This is a genomic window from Endozoicomonas euniceicola, assembly GCF_025562755.1.
GTDB classification, from domain to species: Bacteria; Pseudomonadota; Gammaproteobacteria; order Pseudomonadales; family Endozoicomonadaceae; genus Endozoicomonas_A; species Endozoicomonas_A euniceicola.
Map to the genome: position 1 here is coordinate 4,619,639 of NZ_CP103300.1, position 18,607 is coordinate 4,638,245.

At 46.2% G+C, this 18,607-nt stretch carries 13 protein-coding genes and 1 pseudogene; 3 read left to right on the plus strand and 11 right to left on the minus strand.

Annotation, left to right across the window (positions count from 1 at the left end; translation table 11 throughout):
* The first annotated feature begins 11 nt into the window (after positions 1-11).
* Both ggt and NX720_RS18595 read left to right on the plus strand, forming a co-directional pair.
* Positions 12-1,781, plus strand: coding sequence for a gamma-glutamyltransferase (ggt, locus tag NX720_RS18590; RefSeq protein WP_262596610.1), 1,770 nt, complete (start codon positions 12-14; stop codon positions 1,779-1,781).
* A gap of 87 nt (positions 1,782-1,868) precedes the next feature.
* A complete protein-coding gene (locus NX720_RS18595; RefSeq protein WP_262596612.1) occupies positions 1,869-3,380 on the plus strand; it encodes a BCCT family transporter in 1,512 nt (503 codons plus the stop codon).
* A 304-nt stretch (positions 3,381-3,684) separates the two neighbouring features.
* Here the strand turns inward: NX720_RS18595 and NX720_RS18600 are convergent, their stop codons facing one another.
* From NX720_RS18600 to NX720_RS18650, 11 genes and pseudogenes are all read right to left on the minus strand, one after another.
* Entirely contained in the window at positions 3,685-5,172 is a 1,488-nt protein-coding gene (locus NX720_RS18600; protein ID WP_262596613.1) for a hypothetical protein, read from the minus strand.
* Between the two features lie 159 nt (positions 5,173-5,331).
* Positions 5,332-6,837, minus strand: coding sequence for a hypothetical protein (locus NX720_RS18605; RefSeq protein ID WP_262596615.1), 1,506 nt, complete (start codon positions 6,835-6,837; stop codon positions 5,332-5,334).
* Positions 6,838-6,997: 160 nt separating this feature from the next.
* Positions 6,998-8,251 carry a hypothetical protein gene (locus NX720_RS18610; protein ID WP_262596616.1) on the minus strand — a complete coding sequence of 418 codons (1,254 nt, stop codon included), beginning with the start codon at positions 8,249-8,251 and terminating at the stop codon, positions 6,998-7,000.
* A gap of 160 nt (positions 8,252-8,411) precedes the next feature.
* Positions 8,412-9,647, minus strand: a complete 1,236-nt coding sequence (locus tag NX720_RS18615) for a hypothetical protein (RefSeq protein WP_262596617.1) — start codon at positions 9,645-9,647, stop codon at positions 8,412-8,414.
* A gap of 256 nt (positions 9,648-9,903) precedes the next feature.
* Entirely contained in the window at positions 9,904-10,590 is a 687-nt protein-coding gene (locus NX720_RS27235; protein ID WP_404831005.1) for a C2H2-type zinc finger protein, read from the minus strand.
* Between the two features lie 320 nt (positions 10,591-10,910).
* A complete protein-coding gene (locus NX720_RS18620) occupies positions 10,911-12,152 on the minus strand; it encodes a hypothetical protein (RefSeq protein WP_262596619.1) in 1,242 nt (413 codons plus the stop codon).
* Between the two features lie 32 nt (positions 12,153-12,184).
* Positions 12,185-13,404 (minus strand): annotated as a pseudogene (locus tag NX720_RS27240) (ISAzo13 family transposase).
* Positions 13,405-13,617: 213 nt separating this feature from the next.
* Positions 13,618-14,556 carry a hypothetical protein gene (locus tag NX720_RS18635; protein ID WP_262596620.1) on the minus strand — a complete coding sequence of 313 codons (939 nt, stop codon included), beginning with the start codon at positions 14,554-14,556 and terminating at the stop codon, positions 13,618-13,620.
* A gap of 44 nt (positions 14,557-14,600) precedes the next feature.
* Entirely contained in the window at positions 14,601-14,849 is a 249-nt protein-coding gene (locus tag NX720_RS18640; RefSeq protein ID WP_262596621.1) for a hypothetical protein, read from the minus strand.
* A gap of 267 nt (positions 14,850-15,116) precedes the next feature.
* Positions 15,117-16,898, minus strand: coding sequence for a sigma-54 interaction domain-containing protein (locus NX720_RS18645; RefSeq protein WP_262596622.1), 1,782 nt, complete (start codon positions 16,896-16,898; stop codon positions 15,117-15,119).
* A 190-nt stretch (positions 16,899-17,088) separates the two neighbouring features.
* Positions 17,089-17,820: a hypothetical protein gene (locus NX720_RS18650; RefSeq protein WP_262596623.1), complete on the minus strand. Its 732-nt coding sequence runs from the start codon at positions 17,818-17,820 to the stop codon at positions 17,089-17,091.
* Between the two features lie 255 nt (positions 17,821-18,075).
* Here NX720_RS18650 and NX720_RS18655 point away from each other — a divergent pair, with 255 nt between their 5' ends.
* On the plus strand, positions 18,076-18,378 hold the full coding sequence (locus tag NX720_RS18655) for a hypothetical protein (RefSeq protein ID WP_262596624.1): 303 nt from the start codon (positions 18,076-18,078) through the stop codon (positions 18,376-18,378).
* Positions 18,379-18,607 lie beyond the last annotated feature (229 nt).

Sequence of the window (18,607 nt, forward strand, 5' to 3'; positions counted from 1 at the left end):
GTGCAAAAAGTATGCATAAAAGAAAAACAAATGCAGTGCATAAACAGTTATTGTCGTTTGCTTTGGCGGCACTGTTGCCACTATGTCTGAACGCAGCCCCGGTGGCTGAGGAAGATATTGCACCGGAAGCCGCCAGTGGTCTGACCTCGAAAACCGAGGTGGTTGCGGAAAACTTTATGGTTTCTGCCGCTAATCCTCTGGCAGTGAAGACGGGTTACGATGTATTGAAAGCCGGTGGCAGTGCCATTGATGCGATGGTGGCCGTGCAAACTGTGCTGGGCTTAGTCGAACCGCAGTCGTCGGGTTTAGGGGGCGGTGCTTTTCTGGTCTATTACGACGCTGAAAAAAAACAACTGACCACTTTTGATGGTCGTGAAACTGCGCCTGCAGCGGCAACGCCTGAGTTATTTCAGGATCAAAATGGTAAGCCATTAGCGTTTTACGGCGCTGTTGTTGGTGGACGCTCAGTCGGTACTCCGGGAACTGTGAAGCTGATGGCTGAACTCCATACCCGATATGGCCGACAACCCTGGCCTGACTTGCTGAAACCGGCACAGAAACTGGCAGAGAATGGTTTTACCGTGTCTCAGCGTCTTGGCAGTGCGATTGCCGGAGATAAGGAACGGCTGCAACGTTATCCGGATACCCGTCGTTACTTTTTCAGGGAAAATGGTCAACCTCTGGCTGAGGGCGATGTGCTGAAAAATCCAGACTACGCCAGAACACTTGGCCTGTTGGCAAAGCAGGGGGCGGATGTCTTTTATCATGGAAAAATTGGTGAACAGATTGTTAAAAAGGTTCAGGAAATAAAAGACAATTGCGGACTACTTTCCCGCAGTGACTTAGCGGGTTATCGCATAAAGGAGCGGCCTGTCACCTGCGCCCCGTACCGGCAATTCAGTATTTGTGGTATGGGACCTCCCAGTTCCGGCACTTTAACGGTTGGACAAATTCTGGGTATTTCTGTTCAGGCGGATCTGGCTTCTTTGCAAAAAGAAAGCCCTGAGGCCTGGCAGGTCATAGGCGACGCAACCCGTCTGGCTTTTGCAGATCGTAATCGCTATATGGCAGATACTGATTTTGTCCCTATGCCTCAAAGTTTGCTGGATCAAGAGTATCTGGCTGACCGGGCCAGATTGATTGCAAAAGGTTCAGCGCTGATACAGGTTCAGCCCGGCCAGCCTGACTGGGATAATCCTGTTGCACAGGCCGATGACCAGTCTATTGAGCTTCCTTCCACGACTCATATTTCGATAGTCGATAAAGACGGAAATATTGTCTCGATGACCAGTACCATTGAAAATGGTTTTGGCTCCAGAGTTATGACCAATGGCTTTTTGCTGAATAATGAACTGACAGATTTCTCTTTTGCCAGCCATAAAAACGGCCACCCTGTTGCCAACCGTGTTGAGCCTGGTAAACGTCCCCGGTCTTCCATGGCACCGATTATTGTGATGAAAGACGACAAGCCTTATCTGGTGTTGGGGTCTCCGGGGGGCGCTCGTATTATTGGTTATGTTGCCAATACACTGATTCGACATCTTGAATGGGGCATCCCTGTACAGGCTGCGATTAATGCACCTCATTTGCAGAATCGTTCGGGTACTTATGAGCTGGAAGCGGGTACAGACGCAGAGGCACTTAAGGCACCTCTGGAGAAGATGGGTTATAAGGTGAAGATCAGGGATCTTAATTCAGGCCTCCAGGCTATTCAGTTTCAGGGTGGGCGCCTGGTGGGCGCATCGGACCCTCGTCGTGAAGGTATTTCGATGGGTGACTGATTAAGTGATTCATCTATACTCTGTCTGGTTACCGGGGGGATGTTCCCTGTTTTAAGTGCTGCAATACGGTCAGGAGTGTCGAGCGTTATGACGGATAAAATGTCGAGGCACTCCCTTAACAAGCCTGTATTTTTTATTTCTTCAATGCTTATAGCTTCCCTGCTCTCTCTTGCGGCCAGCTTTCCAGACGCTATGAGCGCGTTATTTACCCTTCTGGTAGCGATGATCTCCAAATATCTGGGCTGGTTTTATGCACTCACTGTTACAGTGAATTTAGGCTTTGCTTCTTTTTTCTGCTTCTCTCGTTTTGGAAGCATCAAATTGGGCAGGGAGGATAGTAAGCCTGAATTCAGCTTTTCGGCATGGCTGGCAATGCTGTTTGCTGCTGGCATGGGGACTGGCCTGATGTTTTTCGGGGTTGCAGAACCTGTTATACACTTTGCCAGTCCGCCGGTGGGTGATTCCGGCTCATTGGCGTCTGCAAGGCAAGCCATGCAAATCACATTTCTCCACTGGGGCTTTCATGCCTGGGCCATTTATGCGGTGATTGGCCTGAGTATTGCCTACTTCTCTTATCGGCATGAACAGCCTTTGACCTTCCGTTCGTGTTTGTATCCGCTTATTGGTGACCGGGTTTTTGGAAGAGCCGGTCATTGTATTGATATTTTCGCCATCGTGGGAACCGTGTTTGGTGTTGCGACTGCGTTGGCAATCGGCGTGCTTCAGATTAGCTCTGGATTACAATACCTGTTCAACTGGCAACCCGCTGCTCTTACGCACTCATTACTCATTTTTGTTATTACCGGACTGGCGACGTTATCCGCAGTGTCCGGGCTGGATAAAGGGGTAGTCATTCTGTCCAGGCTAAACCTGGCACTGGCAACGGCGTTGTTGCTGCTGATTATGGCGCTTGGCCCAACCACTGAGCTTCTGAACTTATTCATTCAAAACACCGGGCTCTACCTGTCCGGTATTATTGAACAAAGCTTTAACCTGTATGCCTATCAAAACAGAAACGACTGGCTGAGTGACTGGACTCTTTTTTACTGGTCATACTGGCTATCCTGGTCGCCTTTCGTTGGTATGTTCATTGCCCGGATATCAAAGGGAAGAAGCGTGCGTGAAATGATTTTTGGTACTATCGTAGTGCCTTCGGCCCTTACTTTTATGTGGTTTACAGTGTTTGGGAATACATCCATTTCAGCGGTCATGGGCAACACGGACAGTAGCCTGGCTACGGTTGTGGAACATCATGAGTCGCAGGCGCTATTTGCCTTTCTGGAACTGTTCCCCGGTTTTCAGTTTTTGTCCGCACTGTCTGTATTGATAGTAGCCATTTTTTTTATTACCTCAGCCGACTCCTGTGCGATTGTTATGAGCATTCTGTCTTCTAATGGAGAGGAGAGCCCCGCTAGTTGGCAAAGGGTATTCTGGTCAACGCTTTCAGGAATAGCGGCTGCTTTGCTGTTACTGGTCGGTGGGCTCAAGGCCCTGGAAGCCGTCACTATTGCCTCCGCACTGCCCTTGTCCCTGATTATGTTGTTGACAGGCTACGGGCTGTTACGAGTACTTGTTATAAAAGAGAAAGCCGGAAGGTGATGTACTCCCACCACTAAGCCGCAGATGCGGCTATAGTGGGGGCTTCTTGCGACCCATGCTGAGAAAGAAAGTCTCATCAGCCTTTGTTAATGAAAAAAGTAACATCAGATATATAAACAGCTATAGTCGTTTATTTGTTGTCTTCATTTGATTTATTTCAGCGTCTGATGAAGGAGTCTAAAGGGTACTAAAAAAGAATCAGGGATGACCATTAATAACTTCGACGTTAAATTGTTCGAGAGCCAATGCCTGTCAGATGACGATCTCATTTACTTACTGACTCTGCGACTTCTCACTCTATCAACTACTGGAACAGAGTAGAAAGATACTCCATTGGCGCATAGAACTTTTTCCAAAGGGTTTGGCTGGTTTCTGAAAGGCTCTGCTCTAATGGATAACCGTAAACAGTATAACCGGACATACTATTGATTAGAGTCAGAACTGTTGCTGTGGCCGCAGCACTAGCCGATACCAGTACAAGGCTGTGTTTTGCGAGCATGCCAGTGTAAATAATAGATCCGATTCCGACTCCGACTCCGACTCCGACTCCGGCTATAGTTTCGGTTAAGGTTAGGACTCTGGCTCCGACTTCGCTTTCAGCCAGGGCTCCGGCTAAGGCTCCGGCCAAGGTTCCGGCCAAGGCTCCGGCTAAGGCTCCGGCCATGGCTCCGCATTCGGCTCCGGCTTTGGTTCCGGCTTTGGCTCCGATTTCGGCTCCGGATATGGCTCCAACTCCTGTTCCGACTAAGACTAAGGGTACGAAGAAGGATTTGGTTCTATCTCTGCCGCTGGCCCAGATTCCTTCTCCGTCACCGACTCTGGCTTCGGCTAAGGCTGAGACTCCAGCTCCTCCTCCGGCCAAGGCTCCGGATAAGGCTAAGACTCCAGCTCCGGCTACGGCTCTGACTGAGGCTCCAACTCCAGCTTCGGCTTCGGCTTCGGCTAAGGCTCCAACTCCGACTAAGGCCCCGAATCCGATTGGTACTAATGTTCCGTATGAAAATAATGTAGCGCTTGCGTAATCCTCGCTTAAACCAGCATTCTCTGGAGAAGTCATTGACGATAGCATGCCCACAACAATTCCTGAGATTATCGACATAAAACCCGCTTTGATGGGTGAAACACCTGTATAAAGTAACGCTTCATGAACTATTAAGCTTGTTAAAATAGCAGTGATTCTATCCAGTACTGTGTACTGCTCAAGGCGGTAATCGTCATCGATAACGTGTGTTACTCCCTTTTTCTTAATAAATTCCGTCGAAGCATGGCTGGCCATGGTTCGGGAGAGCGCTTCTGCCGTGAGATAAGTCATGACCGCAGCAGTGACGATCGGAATGTCTCTGTAATGCACGTAGCTGCCATAAGCTGACAGTACAACACCTCCCAGGAACAGTGTTCGCCACGAGGGGGGTAAAGGCCAGGGAGAGACCTTCCCTACCAGTGCTGTTTCAGTGGTTGCAATAAGCGGAGCAAGCTGAGTGCAGAAGTTGGCTTGCACCGCCTGAAGTTCTTGCTGTTTCTGTCCTGTGAATTGATGCTTACTCACTACTCCAGAGATAAATCCCGTCGCTTCGCACACCCTTAACCAAATCTCTGTATTGATAAGCGTTGAAATAAATACGCTACCGACATTTCCTGCCAGCTTCAGTCTATCTTCGACCAAAGCGGTGCTTTCATGGGGAGTTTTCAAAAACTCAAACCGGTTCTTATAGGAAGTCTCATCAGCCTTTATTATTGAAAAAAGTAACATCAGATGAATAAACAATGATAGTCGTTTATATGTTGTCTTCATTTGATTTATTTCAGCGTCTAATAAAGGAGTCTAAAGGGTAGACTAAAAAAGAATCAGGGATGACCATTAATAACTTCGACGTTAAATTGTTCGAGAGCCAATGCCTGTCAGATGACGATCTCATTTACTTACTGACTCTGCGACTTCTCACTCTATCAACTACTGGAACAGAGTAGAAAGATACTCCATTGGCGCATAGAACTTTTTCCAAAGGGTTTGGCTGGTTTCTGAAAGGCTTTGCTCTAATGGATAACCGTAAACAGTATAACCGGACATACTATTGATTAGAGCCAGAACTGTTGCTGTGGCCGCAGCACTAGCCGATGCCAGTACAAGGCTGTGTTTTGCGAGCATGCCAGTGTAAATAATAGATCCGACTCCGATTCCGACTCCGACTCCGGCTCCGGCTATGGTTTCGGTGAAGGTTACGACTCTGGCTTCGACTTCGTTTTCAGCTAGGGCTTTGGCTAAGAATCCTGCTCTGACTCTGACTCCGACTCCGACTCCAATTCCGGCTAAGACTCCGACTACGGCTCCGACTACGGCTCCGTCTCCGTCTCCAGCTCCGGCTCCTGTTCCGGATAAGGCTCCAACTCCGGCTCCGAATAAGGATAAGGTTAAGACTAAGAAGGATTGTCTGTTTCTAACTCTGTCGCTGGCCCTGGTTTCTTCTTCGTCACCGACCCTGGCTCCGGATAAGGCTCCTGATAAGGCTCCTGATAAGGCTCCGGATAAGGCTCCTGATAAGGCTCCTGATAAGGCTAAGGCTCCGGATAAGGCTAAGGCTCTAGCTCTAGGTCCAGCTTTGGCTAAAGCTAAGACTCCACCTCCGGCTAAGGTCTCGAATCCGATTGGTAAAAATGTTTCGTATGACAATAATGTAGTGTTTGCGGAATCCTCGCTTAAACCAGCATTTTCTGGAGAAGTCATTAACAATAGACCGCCCAGAGCAATTCCTGAGATTATCGACATATAACCCGCATTGGCGAGTGAAACACCTTTATAAAGTAACGCTTCATAAACTATTAAGCTTGTTAAAATAGTAGTGATTCTAGCCAGTATTGTGTACTGCTCAAGGCGGTAATCGTCATCGATGACGTGTGTTACTCCTTTTACCTTAATAAGTTTCGTTGAAGCGTCGCTGGCCATGGTTCGGGAGAGTGCTTCTGCCGTGAGATAAGTCATGACCGCAGCAGTGACGATCGGAATGTCGCTGTAATGCACGTAGCTGCCATAAGCTGACAATACAACACCTCCCAGGAACAGTGTTCGCCACGAGGGGGGTAAAGGCCAGGGAGAGACCTTCCCTGCCAGTGCTGTTTCAGTGATTGCAATAAGCGGAGCAAGCTGAGTACAGAAGTTGGTTTGCACCGCCTGAAGTTCTTGTTGTTGCTGTTCTGTGAATTGATGCTTAATCACTACTCCAGAGATAAATCCCGTCGCTTTGCACATCCCCCACCAAATCTCTGTATTGATAAGCGTTGAAATGAATACGCCACCGGTATTTTCAGCCAGCTTCAGTTTATCTTCGACCAAAGCGGTGCTTCCAAAGGGAGTTTTCAAAAACTCAAACCGGTTCTTATAGGAAGTCTCATCAGCCTTTGTTAATGAAAAAAGTAACATCAGATAAATAAACAATGATAGTCGCCTATATGTTGTCTCCATTTGATTTATTTCAGTGTCTGATGAAGGAGTCTAAAGGGTAGACTAAAAAAGGAATCAGGGATGACCATTAATAACTTCGAGGTTAAATTGTTCGAGAGCCAATGCCTGTCAGATGACGATCCCCTGTACTTACTGACTCTGCGACTTCTCACTCTATCAACTACTGGAACAGAGTAGAAAGATACTCCATTGGCGCATAGAACTTTTTCCAAAGGATTTGGCTGTTTTTTGAAAGGCTTTGCTCTAATGGATAACCGTACACAGCATAACCAGACATACTATTGATTAGAGCCAGAGTTGTTGCTATAGCGACAGCGCCAGCGGCTGCCAGTCCAAAGTTTTTTTGTGCCAGTCTGTTAATGCCAAAAATAGCTCCGAGTCCGGCGAAGGCTCCGACTAAGGTTCCGATGGAGGTTCCGATGGAGGTTCCGAGGACAACAGAGTCTCTATCTCTGATGGAGGCTCCGTTGAAGGCTCCGGTTAAGGCTCCTGCTAAGGCTAAGGTATCAGCTGTGACTGCGACTCTCATTAAGGTTTTGCTTATCAGTGGGTCTGAGGCTCCAAGTCTGGTTAGGATTAAAGTTAAAAGTCCAGATCCGGCTCCAATTAAATGTCCGGAGCTCGATAATATAGCGTTTTTGAAATTCTTGTTTAAACCAGCATTCACCCGATAAGTCGCTGACGATAGCACTCCAGCAACAATTGCTGAGATCGTCGATATAAAACCCGCCTTGACAGATGTAACACCTCTATAAAGTAACGCTGCATGAGCTATTGAGCCTGTTAAAATGCCAGTGAATATAGCCAGCGTATCGTATTGGTAAAGTTGGTAAGCGTTATAGTTATCGGTAATATGTGTTACTTCCTCTTTGTTAATACCTGCCGTTGATACTGCGCTGGCAGTGGTTTGGGAGAGTGCTTCTACTGTGAGATACGTCATGACAGCAGCAGGGATGCTACTGTGCATCGGATAGCTGCTATAAGCTGCCAGTGCAAGACTAACCAGGCGCAGAGGCAACAAGCCCGAAGGCAAAGGCCATGGAGAGACCTTTCCTGCCAGTGCTGTTTCAGTGGTTGCGATAAGCGGAGCAAGCTGGGCACAGAAGTTGGTTTTCATCGCCTGGAGTTCTTGTTTTTGCGGTTCCGTAAATTGATGCCTGCTCACCACTCCAGAGATAAATCCCGTCGCTTTGCACACCCCCCACCAAATCCCTGTATTGAGAATCATTGAAATTGGTACGCCAGCGGTACTTTTTAACATCGTCAGTCCATTCTCGATCAAAGTGGCGTTTTCAGGGGAGGGGATTTTCAATAACTCAAACCGGTTTTGATAGGACGTCTCATCAGCCTTTGTTATTGAAAAAAGTAACATCAGATAAATAAACAATGATAGTCGCTTATATGTTGTCTTCATTTGATTTATTTCAGCGTCTGATGAAGGAGTCTAAAGGGTAGACTAAAAAAGGAATCAGGGATGTCCATTAATAACTTCGAGGTTAAATTGTTCGAGAGCCAATGCCTGTCAGATGACGATTCCCTGTACTTACTGACTCTGCGACTTCGCACTCTATCAACTACTGGAACAGGGTAGAAAGATACTCCATTGGCGCATAGAACTTTTTCCAAAGGGTTTGGCTGGTTTCTGAAAGGCTTTGCTCTAATGGATAACCGTAAACAATATAACCAGACACACTATTGATTAGAGCCAGAGTTGTTGCTATAGCCACAGCACCAGCGGTTGCCAGTCCAAAGTTTTTTTGTGCCAGTCTGTTAATGCCAAAAATAGCTCCGGCTCCAACGAAGGCTCCGGCTCCGGCTAAGGCTAAGGCTTTGGGGGCAACTGTGTCTCTATTTCTGATGAAGGCCCCGTTTAAGGCTCCTGTTAAGGCTCCTGTTAAGGCTAAGATTCCAGCTCCGCCTAAGGCTTTTATTAAGGTTCCGGTTCCTGGTGAGACTAGGGATCCAGCTTTGACTAGTAGTATGGCTCCAAGTCCAGCTCCGGCTCCAATTAAGTCTCTGGACCTCAATAATATAGTGTCTTTGAAATTCTTGCTTAAACCAGCATTCTCCAGATAAATCGCTGACGATAGCACTCCAACAAAAATTGCTGAGATCATCGATATAAAACCCGCCGTGACGGGTGTAATACCCCTATAAAGTAACACTTCATAAACTATTGAACTTGTCAAAATGCCAGTGAATATAGCCAGCATATGGTATTGCTTATAACGGTAATGGTCATCGATAATATGTGCTATTCCCTCTTTGTTAATACGTGCCGTTGATACTGCGCTGGCAACGGTTTGGGAGAGTGCTTCTGCTGTGAGATACATCATGATAGCAGCAGGGATGCTACTGTGCATCGTATAGCTGCTATAAGCTGCCAGTGCAACACCGCTCAGGCGCAGGAGCAACAAGCCTGAAGGCAAAAGCCAGGGAGAGACTTTTCCTGCCAGTGCTGTTTCAGTGGTTGCGATAAGCGGAGCAAGCTGGGCGCAGAAGTTGGTTTTCATCGCCTGGAGTTCTTGTTTTTGCGGTTCCGTAAATTGATGCCTGCTCACCACTCCAGAGATAAATCCCGTCGTTTTGCACACCCCCCACCAAATCCCTGTATTGAGAATCATTGAAATTGGTACGCCAGCGGTACTTTTTAACATCGTCAGTCCATTCTCGATCAAAGTGGCGTTTTCAGGGGAGGGGATTTTCAATAACTCAAACTGGTTCTGGTAGAAAGTCTCATCAGCCTTTGTTAATGAAAAAAGTAACATCAGATAGATAAACACCGAGAGTCGTTTGTGTGTTGTCTTCATGTCATTTATTTGAGTGTTTAGCAAAGGAGTTCAAAAGGTAGACTAAAAAAGGAATCAGGGATGACCATTAATAACTTCGAGGTTAAATTGTTCGAGAGTCAACGCCTGTCAGATGACGATACCCTGTACTTAGGGAGGCAGCACTGTAGTATATACCAGTGCTCTGTCATTCCCGGCGAAAGCGGTAATCTACCACGAATAGTGAGTCCCCTCCCTCGCGGGGGTGACGGCGGGGTGTTTTTCTGTGCCACTTCCTTTATTGCGATGAAGAATTACGGGGATCAGTCTCTGCCCGGGGCTCAGTAGTTGCAATAACTTTTCCATCCAATTGTTTGACCATGATTGTCTCTGTTGACCTAGTTAAACTAGTAACTACTCGAACCGGCGGCCTTTCTTCATCAAGTGGCTTAATATAGCTTACGCTGGTTATTGTGGAGGAGTCCAGGCCAGAGTTAAAAGAGTGTGTTGTTGTGATTACTCCGGCGGACGCGTGAGTGGATACGGTTATATCAGGCGTATTCGGGGCTGAGTGACACTGTTCCATGTGCTGTTTGAGTCTATATCGTTGTCCATGACCAGATCCACAGTTTGGGCAAATAAATTTTTTTCCTGTGTGGGTTTGCTTGTGTCTACTGAGACTGCTCGTACGATTAAATGCTTTTCCACAGTCATCACAGCGATATGGCTTTTCGTCTGTATGGGTTAGCATGTGCTGGGTTAAATGAGACTGCCGGGTAAAATCTTTTTCACAGACATCACAGCGATGTGGCTTTTCGCCTGTATGGGTTCGCATGTGCCTGGTTAAATGACACGACTGGGAAAATTTTTCTTCACAGACATCACAGCGATATGGCTTTTCGCCTGTATGGGTTCGCACGTGTTTGGTGAGTCTCTCGTGGGTAAAACAGTCCTTGCCACATGCTGGACATTTATAACTTGGCATACCAGAACCTCTTTTGCTGCCATTAATGTTTCGGGTTCAAATCATAAGCCTGTTTCTGGAAATCACTAACATCGGGAAATACACGGTAAATTATAGTGCTTTCTGTGCTGCTGTTCCTAAATTGGTAGTTTCTTAACCGCTACTTCTCTTAGCTGTTAGGTGTCAGGGAGGCAGCACTGTAGTATATACCAGTGCTCTGTCATTCCCGGCGAAAGCGGTAATCTACCACGAATATTGAGTCCCCTCCCTTGCGGGGGTGACGGTGGGGTGTTTTTCTGTGCCACTTCCCTTAGGGGCTCTGCGACTTCGCACTCTATCAACTACTGGAACAGGGTAGAAAGATACTCCATTGGCGCATAGAACTTTTTCCAAAGGGTTTGGCTGGTTTCTGAAAGGCTTTGCTCTAATGGATAACCGTAAACAACATAACCAGACACACTGTTGATTAGAGCCAGAGTTGTTGCTATAGCCACAGCACCAGCGGCTGCTATTCCAAAGTTTTTTTGTGCCAGTCTGTTAATGCCCAAAATAGCTCCGGCTCCAACGAAGGCTCCGACTACGGTTAAGGCTTTGGGAGCAACTGTGTCTCTATTTCTGATGAAGACCCCGTTTAAGGCTCCGGTAAAGGATCCTGCTAAGGCTAAAGTTACAGCTGGTGATACGGCTCTTTGTAAGGTTTCGGTTCCTAGTCGGTCTAAGACTAGAGCTGTGGCCAGGGTTACAGTTCCAAGTGTAAGTCCAGCTTCGGTTCCGGCTGATATAAATATAGCGCCTTCGACACTCTTGCTTAAACCAGCATTCGCTAGATAAATCGCTGACGATAGCACTCCAGAAATAATTGCTGTGATCATCGATATAAAACTTGCCATGACGGGTGTAGCACCTCTATAAAGTAACGAGTTATAAACTATAGAGCCTGATAAAATGCCAGAGGCTTCAGCCAGCGCAATGCGTTGGTTAAGTTGGTAAGCGTTATAGTTATCGATAATATGTGTTACTTCCTCTTTGTTAATACCTGCCGTTGATACTGCGCTGGCAGTGGTTTGGGAGAGTGCTTCTGCTGTGAGATACATCATGACAACAACGATGCTACTGTGCATCGTATAGCTGCTATAAGCTGTCAGTGTATAAGCTGTAAATGCAATACCCTCCAAGCGCAAAATCGACAAGCTTCTTGAAGGCAAAGGCCATGGAGAGACCTTTCCTGCCAGTGCTGTTTCAGTGGTTGCAATAAGCGGAGCAAGCTGAGCACAGAAGTTAGTTTTCATCGCCTGGAGTTCTTGTTTTTGCGGTTCCGTAAATTGATGCCTGCTCACCACTCCAGAGATAAATCCCGTCGCTTTGCACACCCCCCACCAAATCCCTGTATTGAGAATCATTGAAATTGGTACGCCAGCGGTACTTTTTAACATCGTCAGTCCATTCTCGATCAAAGTGGCGTTTTCAAGGGGAATTTTCAAAAACTCAAACTGGTTCTGATAGGAAGTCTCATCAGCCTTTGTTAATGAAAAAAGTAACATCAGATAAATAAACAACGATAGTCGCTTGTGTGTTGTCTTCATTTGATTTATTTGAGTGTTTAGGGGAGCGGCAATCAATAATTTACCGGTTCCGGAACAATTGTCACATCCCATTTCTTTAACTCAGAGTGGCGAATGATGTGAGGCTGTATTTCAGCTAATTCCTGTTTACTCAGTCTCACCCCTTTTTGATACGGTTGATCAAGTAGCTTCACTATCGGGTTCATGCATTTCCATACCATTGTCTTTGTCCACTCTAAAACAGACGTTACTGTGTTTAGAAGGCTGCCATTCCAATGGTTCTCAAGATAAGACCAGCCTCGTTCAATCGGATTGTACTTGCTGTGGTAGGGAGGGTAGTAAACCAGCCGTATTTTCAGCCCCACTTTTTTGGCAAACTCAACCATTCTGAAAAGAAACTGAGTTCGGTGGCTGTTACTTTCAGGACCGTTGTCTGCGTAGATAACCAGCTCATCGACATACCTGTTAGTTTCCCTCACCTGCTCCCACCACTGTTCAATGGCATCGCAGATAAAATCACTGGTTTTGTAAGAGTTACCGTAAAAGACATACAGTTGATCATTTTCCAGATTGAGTATTCCAAAGGGGATCATTTTTTCTTTGGTGGCCATATCATGATCCAGCGCTTTGACCGCTTCAGTTCCTCTTGCTTTACCACCTCTGGAAAAATTTCCAAGGTTAACCGTTGCTTTGCAATCAATGCTGATCTGAAGACTCTGCTTTCTCTGGCTTGCGGTGCTTTTTACTTGTTTGACGTTTTCAAAGATGGCATCGGTTTCCGGGATTTTTTTTCCGGCGTGGTCTTCTGTACCTTGTGAAGTTTATAGCCCATGCGGTTCAACATGTTGCAGAAAGTACGCTCTTTGGGAAGTAGCTCTTCCTGCCACCCTTTTTCATCAATCAGTTTTTTTCGAACAGCACTGGCTGTTATGCGAGCATAGGAGAACGTATTTCTGAGCTGCGGGTCAGCCTGACTTTCAGGGTCTACCAAGCTTCGAATGTCTTGTTCCAGTTGAGGATTTGCTACTTCTGCTTTTGGCTTGCCCTGAGATACGTAATTTCCATAACAAATAAGTCCTGTCCTTTTTTCATGCATCCCGAGTTCAACGGTATGACGACCAAAATTGAACTCGGTTTCAGTAAGGCGTGGACTACCAAAACAGAGCTGTTCAGCGACTTCAGCTATGAAGGCTCTGTGTTCAGAGCCTTTGAGCTTTTTAGCAGCAAGTATAATGAGGTGTTTGCATTCAGGGGTGACATTAACGCTGGACATGACGTTCACAATCAATCACAGAGGGAGTAAGCAGGAAAGATACTCCGGTAAAGTTTGTTATGCCACTCCCCTTAGTAAATGAGTTTAAAGGGTAGACTAAAAAGGAATCAGGGATGGCCATTAATAATTTCGAGGTTAAATTGTTCGAGAGCCAATGCCTGTCGGAGGACGATCCCCCGTATTCATTGACTCTGCGACTTCACCACCTATCAACTACTGGAACAGGGTAGAAAGATACTCCATTGGCGCATAGAACTTTTTCCAAAGGGTTTGGCTGGTTTCTGAAAGGCTTTGCTCTAATGGATAACCGTAAACAACATAACCAGACACGCTATTGATTAGAGCCAGAGTTGTTGCTACAGCCATAGCACCAACGGCTGCCATTCCAAAGTTTTTTTCTGCCAATCTGTTAATGCCCAAAATAGCTCCGGCTCCAACGAAGGCTCCGGCTAAGTTTCCGGCTGAGGTTCCGTGGAAAGCTTTGTCATCTCTGATGAGGGCTCCGGATAAGGCTCCGGTAAAGGATCCTGCTAAGGCTAAGGTTGCAGCTGGTGATATGGCTCTTTTTAAGGTTCCGGTTCCTAGTCGGTCTGAGGCTAGAGCTGTGGCCAGGATTACAGTTCCAAGTGTAAGTCCAGCATCGATTCCGGCTTTCGGTGATATAAATATAGCGCCTTCGACACTCTTGCTTAAACCAGCATTCGCTAGATAACTCACTGACGATAGCACTCCATAAATAATTGCTGTGATCATCGATATAAAACTTGCCCTGGCGGGTGTAGCACCTCTATAAAGTAACGAACTATAAACTATAGATCCTAATAAAATGCCAGTGGCTTTAGCCAGCGCAGTGCATTGTTTAAATTGGTAAGCGTTATAGTTATCGATAATATGTGTTACTTCCTCTTTGTTAATACCTGCCGTTGATACTGCGCTGGCAGTGGCTTGGGAGAGTGCTTCTACTGTGAGATACATCATGACAACAACAATGCTACTGTGCATCGTATAGCTGCTATAAGCTGTAAGTGCAACACCGCCCAGGCGCAGAGTCGACAAGCTTGAAGGCAAAGGCCATGGAGAGACCTTTCCTGCCAGTGCTGTTTCAGTGGTTGCGATAAGCGGAGCAAGCTGAGCACAGAAGTTGGTTTTCATCGCCTGGAGTTCTTGTTTTTGCGGTTCCGTAAATTGATGCCTGCTCACCACTCCAGAGATAAATCCCGTCGCTTTGCACACCCCCACCAAATCCCTGTATTGAGGATCATTGAAATTGATACGCCAGCGGTACTTTTTAACATCGTCAGTTCATTCTCGATCAAAGTGGCGTTTTCAAGGGGAATTTTCAAAAACTCAAACTGGTTCTGATAGGAAGTCTCATCAGCCTTTGTTATTGAAAAAAGTAACATCAGATAGATAAACAACGATAGTGGTTTATATGTTGTCTTCATTTGATTTATTTGAGTGTTTAATAAATGAGTTTAAAGGGTAGACTAAAAAAGGAATCAGGGATGGCCATTAATAATTTCGAGGTTAAATTGTTCGAGAGCCAATTCCTGTCGATGAGATTGAAGCGCAACAGGTTATGCCTTTTGCTTATGATGATTCCGAGGTGTAATGCCTCCTTCATGGATAGTAAGGCAAAAAACCTGGGAAAAGTCAGAATGGAATGGCTTAATCAGAGCTGCAGAGAAAGGCACAAAGACACCTGACAACAGTTATTTTGCCGATGCATCTTCTTCCAGATTATATTTCTTTATTTTTCGATAGAGGGTCGCAATACCAATACCCAATTCATCCGCGACCTGCTGTTTACCTTTTTTCAGGTCAAATTTTTTGAGTGCAGCCTGAATACGTTGTTTCTCCATTTCTTCCAGACTCATTGATGGTGAGTTTTTTTCAACGGAGAAGGTGGATATGGATGAACTGTCCAGCCTGTTTGAATGGTAATCGTCGTTCAGTTGGCAGAAATGGTCAGGCAGCAGATCAGGAAGAATAACGCCACCATGCTCGACCATATTAATCAGATACTCCATAGTGTTAGCCAGTTCCCTGACATTACCGGGCCAGTCCCAGTTATTCAGGTAAGCCATGGAGTCGTCACTGATAGCCGGGACAGGCAACCCCATCTCCTTTGCCTGCTTTTTCAGGAAAAAACGGGCTAACAGAGGGATGTCGTTTTTTCTTTCCCGCAGAGAGGGAACCACCAGGGGAATGACGTTAAGGCGATAATATAAATCTTCCCGGAACAGTTTTTTCTCTGTCAGCGTTAAGAGGTTCTGATGCGTTGCTGAGATAACCCGGATATTAACGGTACTGACCGTAGAGGAACCTACCGGTGAAATTTCCCGGCGATCCAGAACTCTGAGCAATTTTGCCTGAAGGTTGAGTGGCATATCGCCAATTTCATCTAAAAACAGGGTGCCGCCGTCAGCGCTTTTTATCAGGCCTTCCTTGCCCTGGGTAGCGGCTCCCGTAAATGCACCTCTGGCATAGCCAAAGAGTTCGCTTTCCAGCAAATGTTCGGGAATAGCTGCACAATTGATAGCGACAAAAGGTTTTTTACGACGGGCTCCGGTTTCATGAATTAACCGGGCCACCACTTCTTTACCCGATCCGCTTTCACCATTGATCAGAACACTGGAAGGGCTACTGGCGATCTTTGTTATTTTGTTCTGTAGTTTTTGCATGGGCAGGGAGTCACCCACCATACGACTGTGGTATTTGCCAGATACTGATGGCTGGCCGCTATCATTGGAATTGCCCGGAGCGTTGTGAGTAAGCACCAAAAGCTTACCGTTGCCGTTGGGAATCAGGACGCCCGGCGATATGATTTCCTCAGCGCCGTTTTTGATAATAAACTCTTCAGATTCCCGGTTAGAAATTCGTCGTTTACCAAACGGGCGGACACTGATCAGACTTAATTTATCGCTCTTATTCAGCTTTAACTGTTTTTTTGCGGCTTCATTGATATGGGTGCAATTGCCTTTGTCATCGACTTCCAGCACACCCTCAGTAATTTTGCTGGATAACAACCGGATGACATTTTCAGTATTCTTCAGGCTGCTGTAATACATGTCCTCCAGTTTCGTGGCGATGAATACTTTGGAGATATCTTCAATATATCCCATATAAAGCGAAGTGTTAGTCAGTAGCTGTTGACGCTGTTCTTCGTTGAAACAAACCAGACTGATGACGCCCAGGCATTCATTTTTAAACAGAACCGGGATGCCCAGAAACGCTTTTTCCTGACAACTTACCCGACGGGTGCAGGATAAACATTCAGAATCTTCGCCTGATTTTTTGATGATTTTTTCTTTGCGGTTCGCAATAATCCACTTGAAAGCATTGGTTCCGGTGGTTAATGGCCGGCCCAGGTTGTTGGCATAAGGGCCTGACCCCGCTATACGTACCAGCTCAGTATCAATGACCTCAACATCAAGGTTTATCATTCGTGACAGTATTTGTACAAACCTTGCGATGGTTGACTGAATAGACATTAATTTAGAAGTAGTTTTCAACACATTTTTATTCCAATGTCTTTAAACAGAGTACTAATAAAGTGCATTTGGAAAGCATTTTATTAGTTATTCATCATAATGATGAGCATATTCTATTTTTCTCATAGCAGGCAGTTCCTTTGCATTGAGCTGAGACAACTGAATAGAAGTGGGTATTTTTTTTGTACAATTAAACCACAACACAGCCATGCTTGACATTGAAGCGATCCGCTACCACTTTCGCAGCTTCCATACCTGTCTTTTGGTGCCCATAGACGAAAGATGCCGAATAATATGGGTTTACAGCCAGGAATAGTTTTGATGGGTAATCAGGCCATGGGCTAAAATCATGCCTCGATAGGTATACGATACCGACAATTTTAAAATTGGGAATTAAGTGAGGGAAGTTAACTTCATAAACTTCCCGTAAATGGGGAAATCTGATCGTTATAGAGTCATTGGAGAGCGGGCTGGGAATGGCAAAGCCTTTAAAATGTACAGCGTCGATGAGGTAGATATAACCGTTAAAAATCGAGGCATGCGCGTCTAAGCAAAAATAAGTTCTCGTAGCGTATTTGGTCGTGGCAGAAACACAAATACTTGTAGAGACACCGTAGTGACCCGTATACCCTCCCATAGCCCCGGACACCACCCGATCCAGATCTCGCCCTTGGCTGACAGGGGCCGCTATGCTAAAACCACTTTCTAAAATCTCTATCGGGCTTCTGAAGTCACCCCGGAAAACATAACCAGAGAAGTAGGAGGGTTTGTGTGTCGCAAGCACTTCTTCATTGCCCAGGTCAGTGGTCCAGCTGCTAGGAACATAGCAGGCACCGGTAACATTCATTGTGTTCTGGAAATTAGCCGGATTATTCAGGCGCAGCAGGTTGTCTTTGTCAAAAAGCCTTGCTTCAGTCAACATTATGAACCCCTTCCTGTGGCCGCTACTCCTCTATTTGGTGACATTTTTCTGATGCATACACGGCATTTGTCATTAATGCCGCCTTTCAGAAGGAGTAGACTTGCATAAAAATATCAGTGACTTCTATATCTTAGACGTATGCCCCCTGTGTCAGCATAGTTGTCGCCTCTTCTGATTTATCTTCTAAAGACCTATCGCTTTATCACAAATCCTAATCTTGACTTATCCTTTTCAGCGATGAGGGAAGCACTCATTTTGCCTTATAACCGCAAACAGACTGGCGGTGAGGTGTGGCATGAAAAAACGTCAGCCGATCAAGTGGTCAGCGATGATGTGTGGCAGGTACTCTGGTTGAAAATGGAAAGCAAAAAGCTACCTGATAAGCCTCCACCGTTGATCTGGTTATTTCAAACCATTGCCAAACCGGGCGGCTGGTGCGATTCCAAACACACAGGTCGCCCTGGTTGGCTGGCCGTTTGGAAAGGGTGGGTCAAATTACAAACCGGCGTAGAAGTCTGGCGCATGGTACGCCAGTTCTGGGGTGTAGAGATGTTATAAAGAGATAGCTCTTCACGTGGGGGAGCAGTCACAGCCTGGCTGCACCTGGCCTGCAAAACTGCTTTTTTGCAGGCCAGGTTCCGTTACGGGCCACGTACCAGGACACTCGAATGCAGAGCCTTCTGCTTTGGAAGAGTTTCTGGAAATGCTTGGGCTTGTCGAGCTAGAGCCCGCATGATCGCTTAATTTCCCCCTTCCTGAAAAGCACCAGGTTGCAATATAACTGCGA

Excerpts from the sequence above, each read along its gene's own strand:
- ggt (WP_262596610.1), top strand. The coding sequence starts at position 12 with ATGCATAAAAGAAAAACAAATGCAGTGCATAAACAGTTATTGTCGTTT.
- NX720_RS18595 (WP_262596612.1), top strand. The coding sequence starts at position 1,869 with ATGACGGATAAAATGTCGAGGCACTCCCTTAACAAGCCTGTATTTTTT.
- NX720_RS18600 (WP_262596613.1), bottom strand. The coding sequence starts at position 5,172 with ATGAAGACAACATATAAACGACTATCATTGTTTATTCATCTGATGTTA.
- NX720_RS18605 (WP_262596615.1), bottom strand. The coding sequence starts at position 6,837 with ATGGAGACAACATATAGGCGACTATCATTGTTTATTTATCTGATGTTA.
- NX720_RS18610 (WP_262596616.1), bottom strand. The coding sequence starts at position 8,251 with ATGAAGACAACATATAAGCGACTATCATTGTTTATTTATCTGATGTTA.
- NX720_RS18615 (WP_262596617.1), bottom strand. The coding sequence starts at position 9,647 with ATGAAGACAACACACAAACGACTCTCGGTGTTTATCTATCTGATGTTA.
- NX720_RS27235 (WP_404831005.1), bottom strand. The coding sequence starts at position 10,590 with ATGCCAAGTTATAAATGTCCAGCATGTGGCAAGGACTGTTTTACCCAC.
- NX720_RS18620 (WP_262596619.1), bottom strand. The coding sequence starts at position 12,152 with ATGAAGACAACACACAAGCGACTATCGTTGTTTATTTATCTGATGTTA.
- NX720_RS18635 (WP_262596620.1), bottom strand. The coding sequence starts at position 14,556 with ATGAAAACCAACTTCTGTGCTCAGCTTGCTCCGCTTATCGCAACCACT.
- NX720_RS18640 (WP_262596621.1), bottom strand. The coding sequence starts at position 14,849 with ATGAAGACAACATATAAACCACTATCGTTGTTTATCTATCTGATGTTA.
- NX720_RS18645 (WP_262596622.1), bottom strand. The coding sequence starts at position 16,898 with ATGTCTATTCAGTCAACCATCGCAAGGTTTGTACAAATACTGTCACGA.
- NX720_RS18650 (WP_262596623.1), bottom strand. The coding sequence starts at position 17,820 with ATGTTGACTGAAGCAAGGCTTTTTGACAAAGACAACCTGCTGCGCCTG.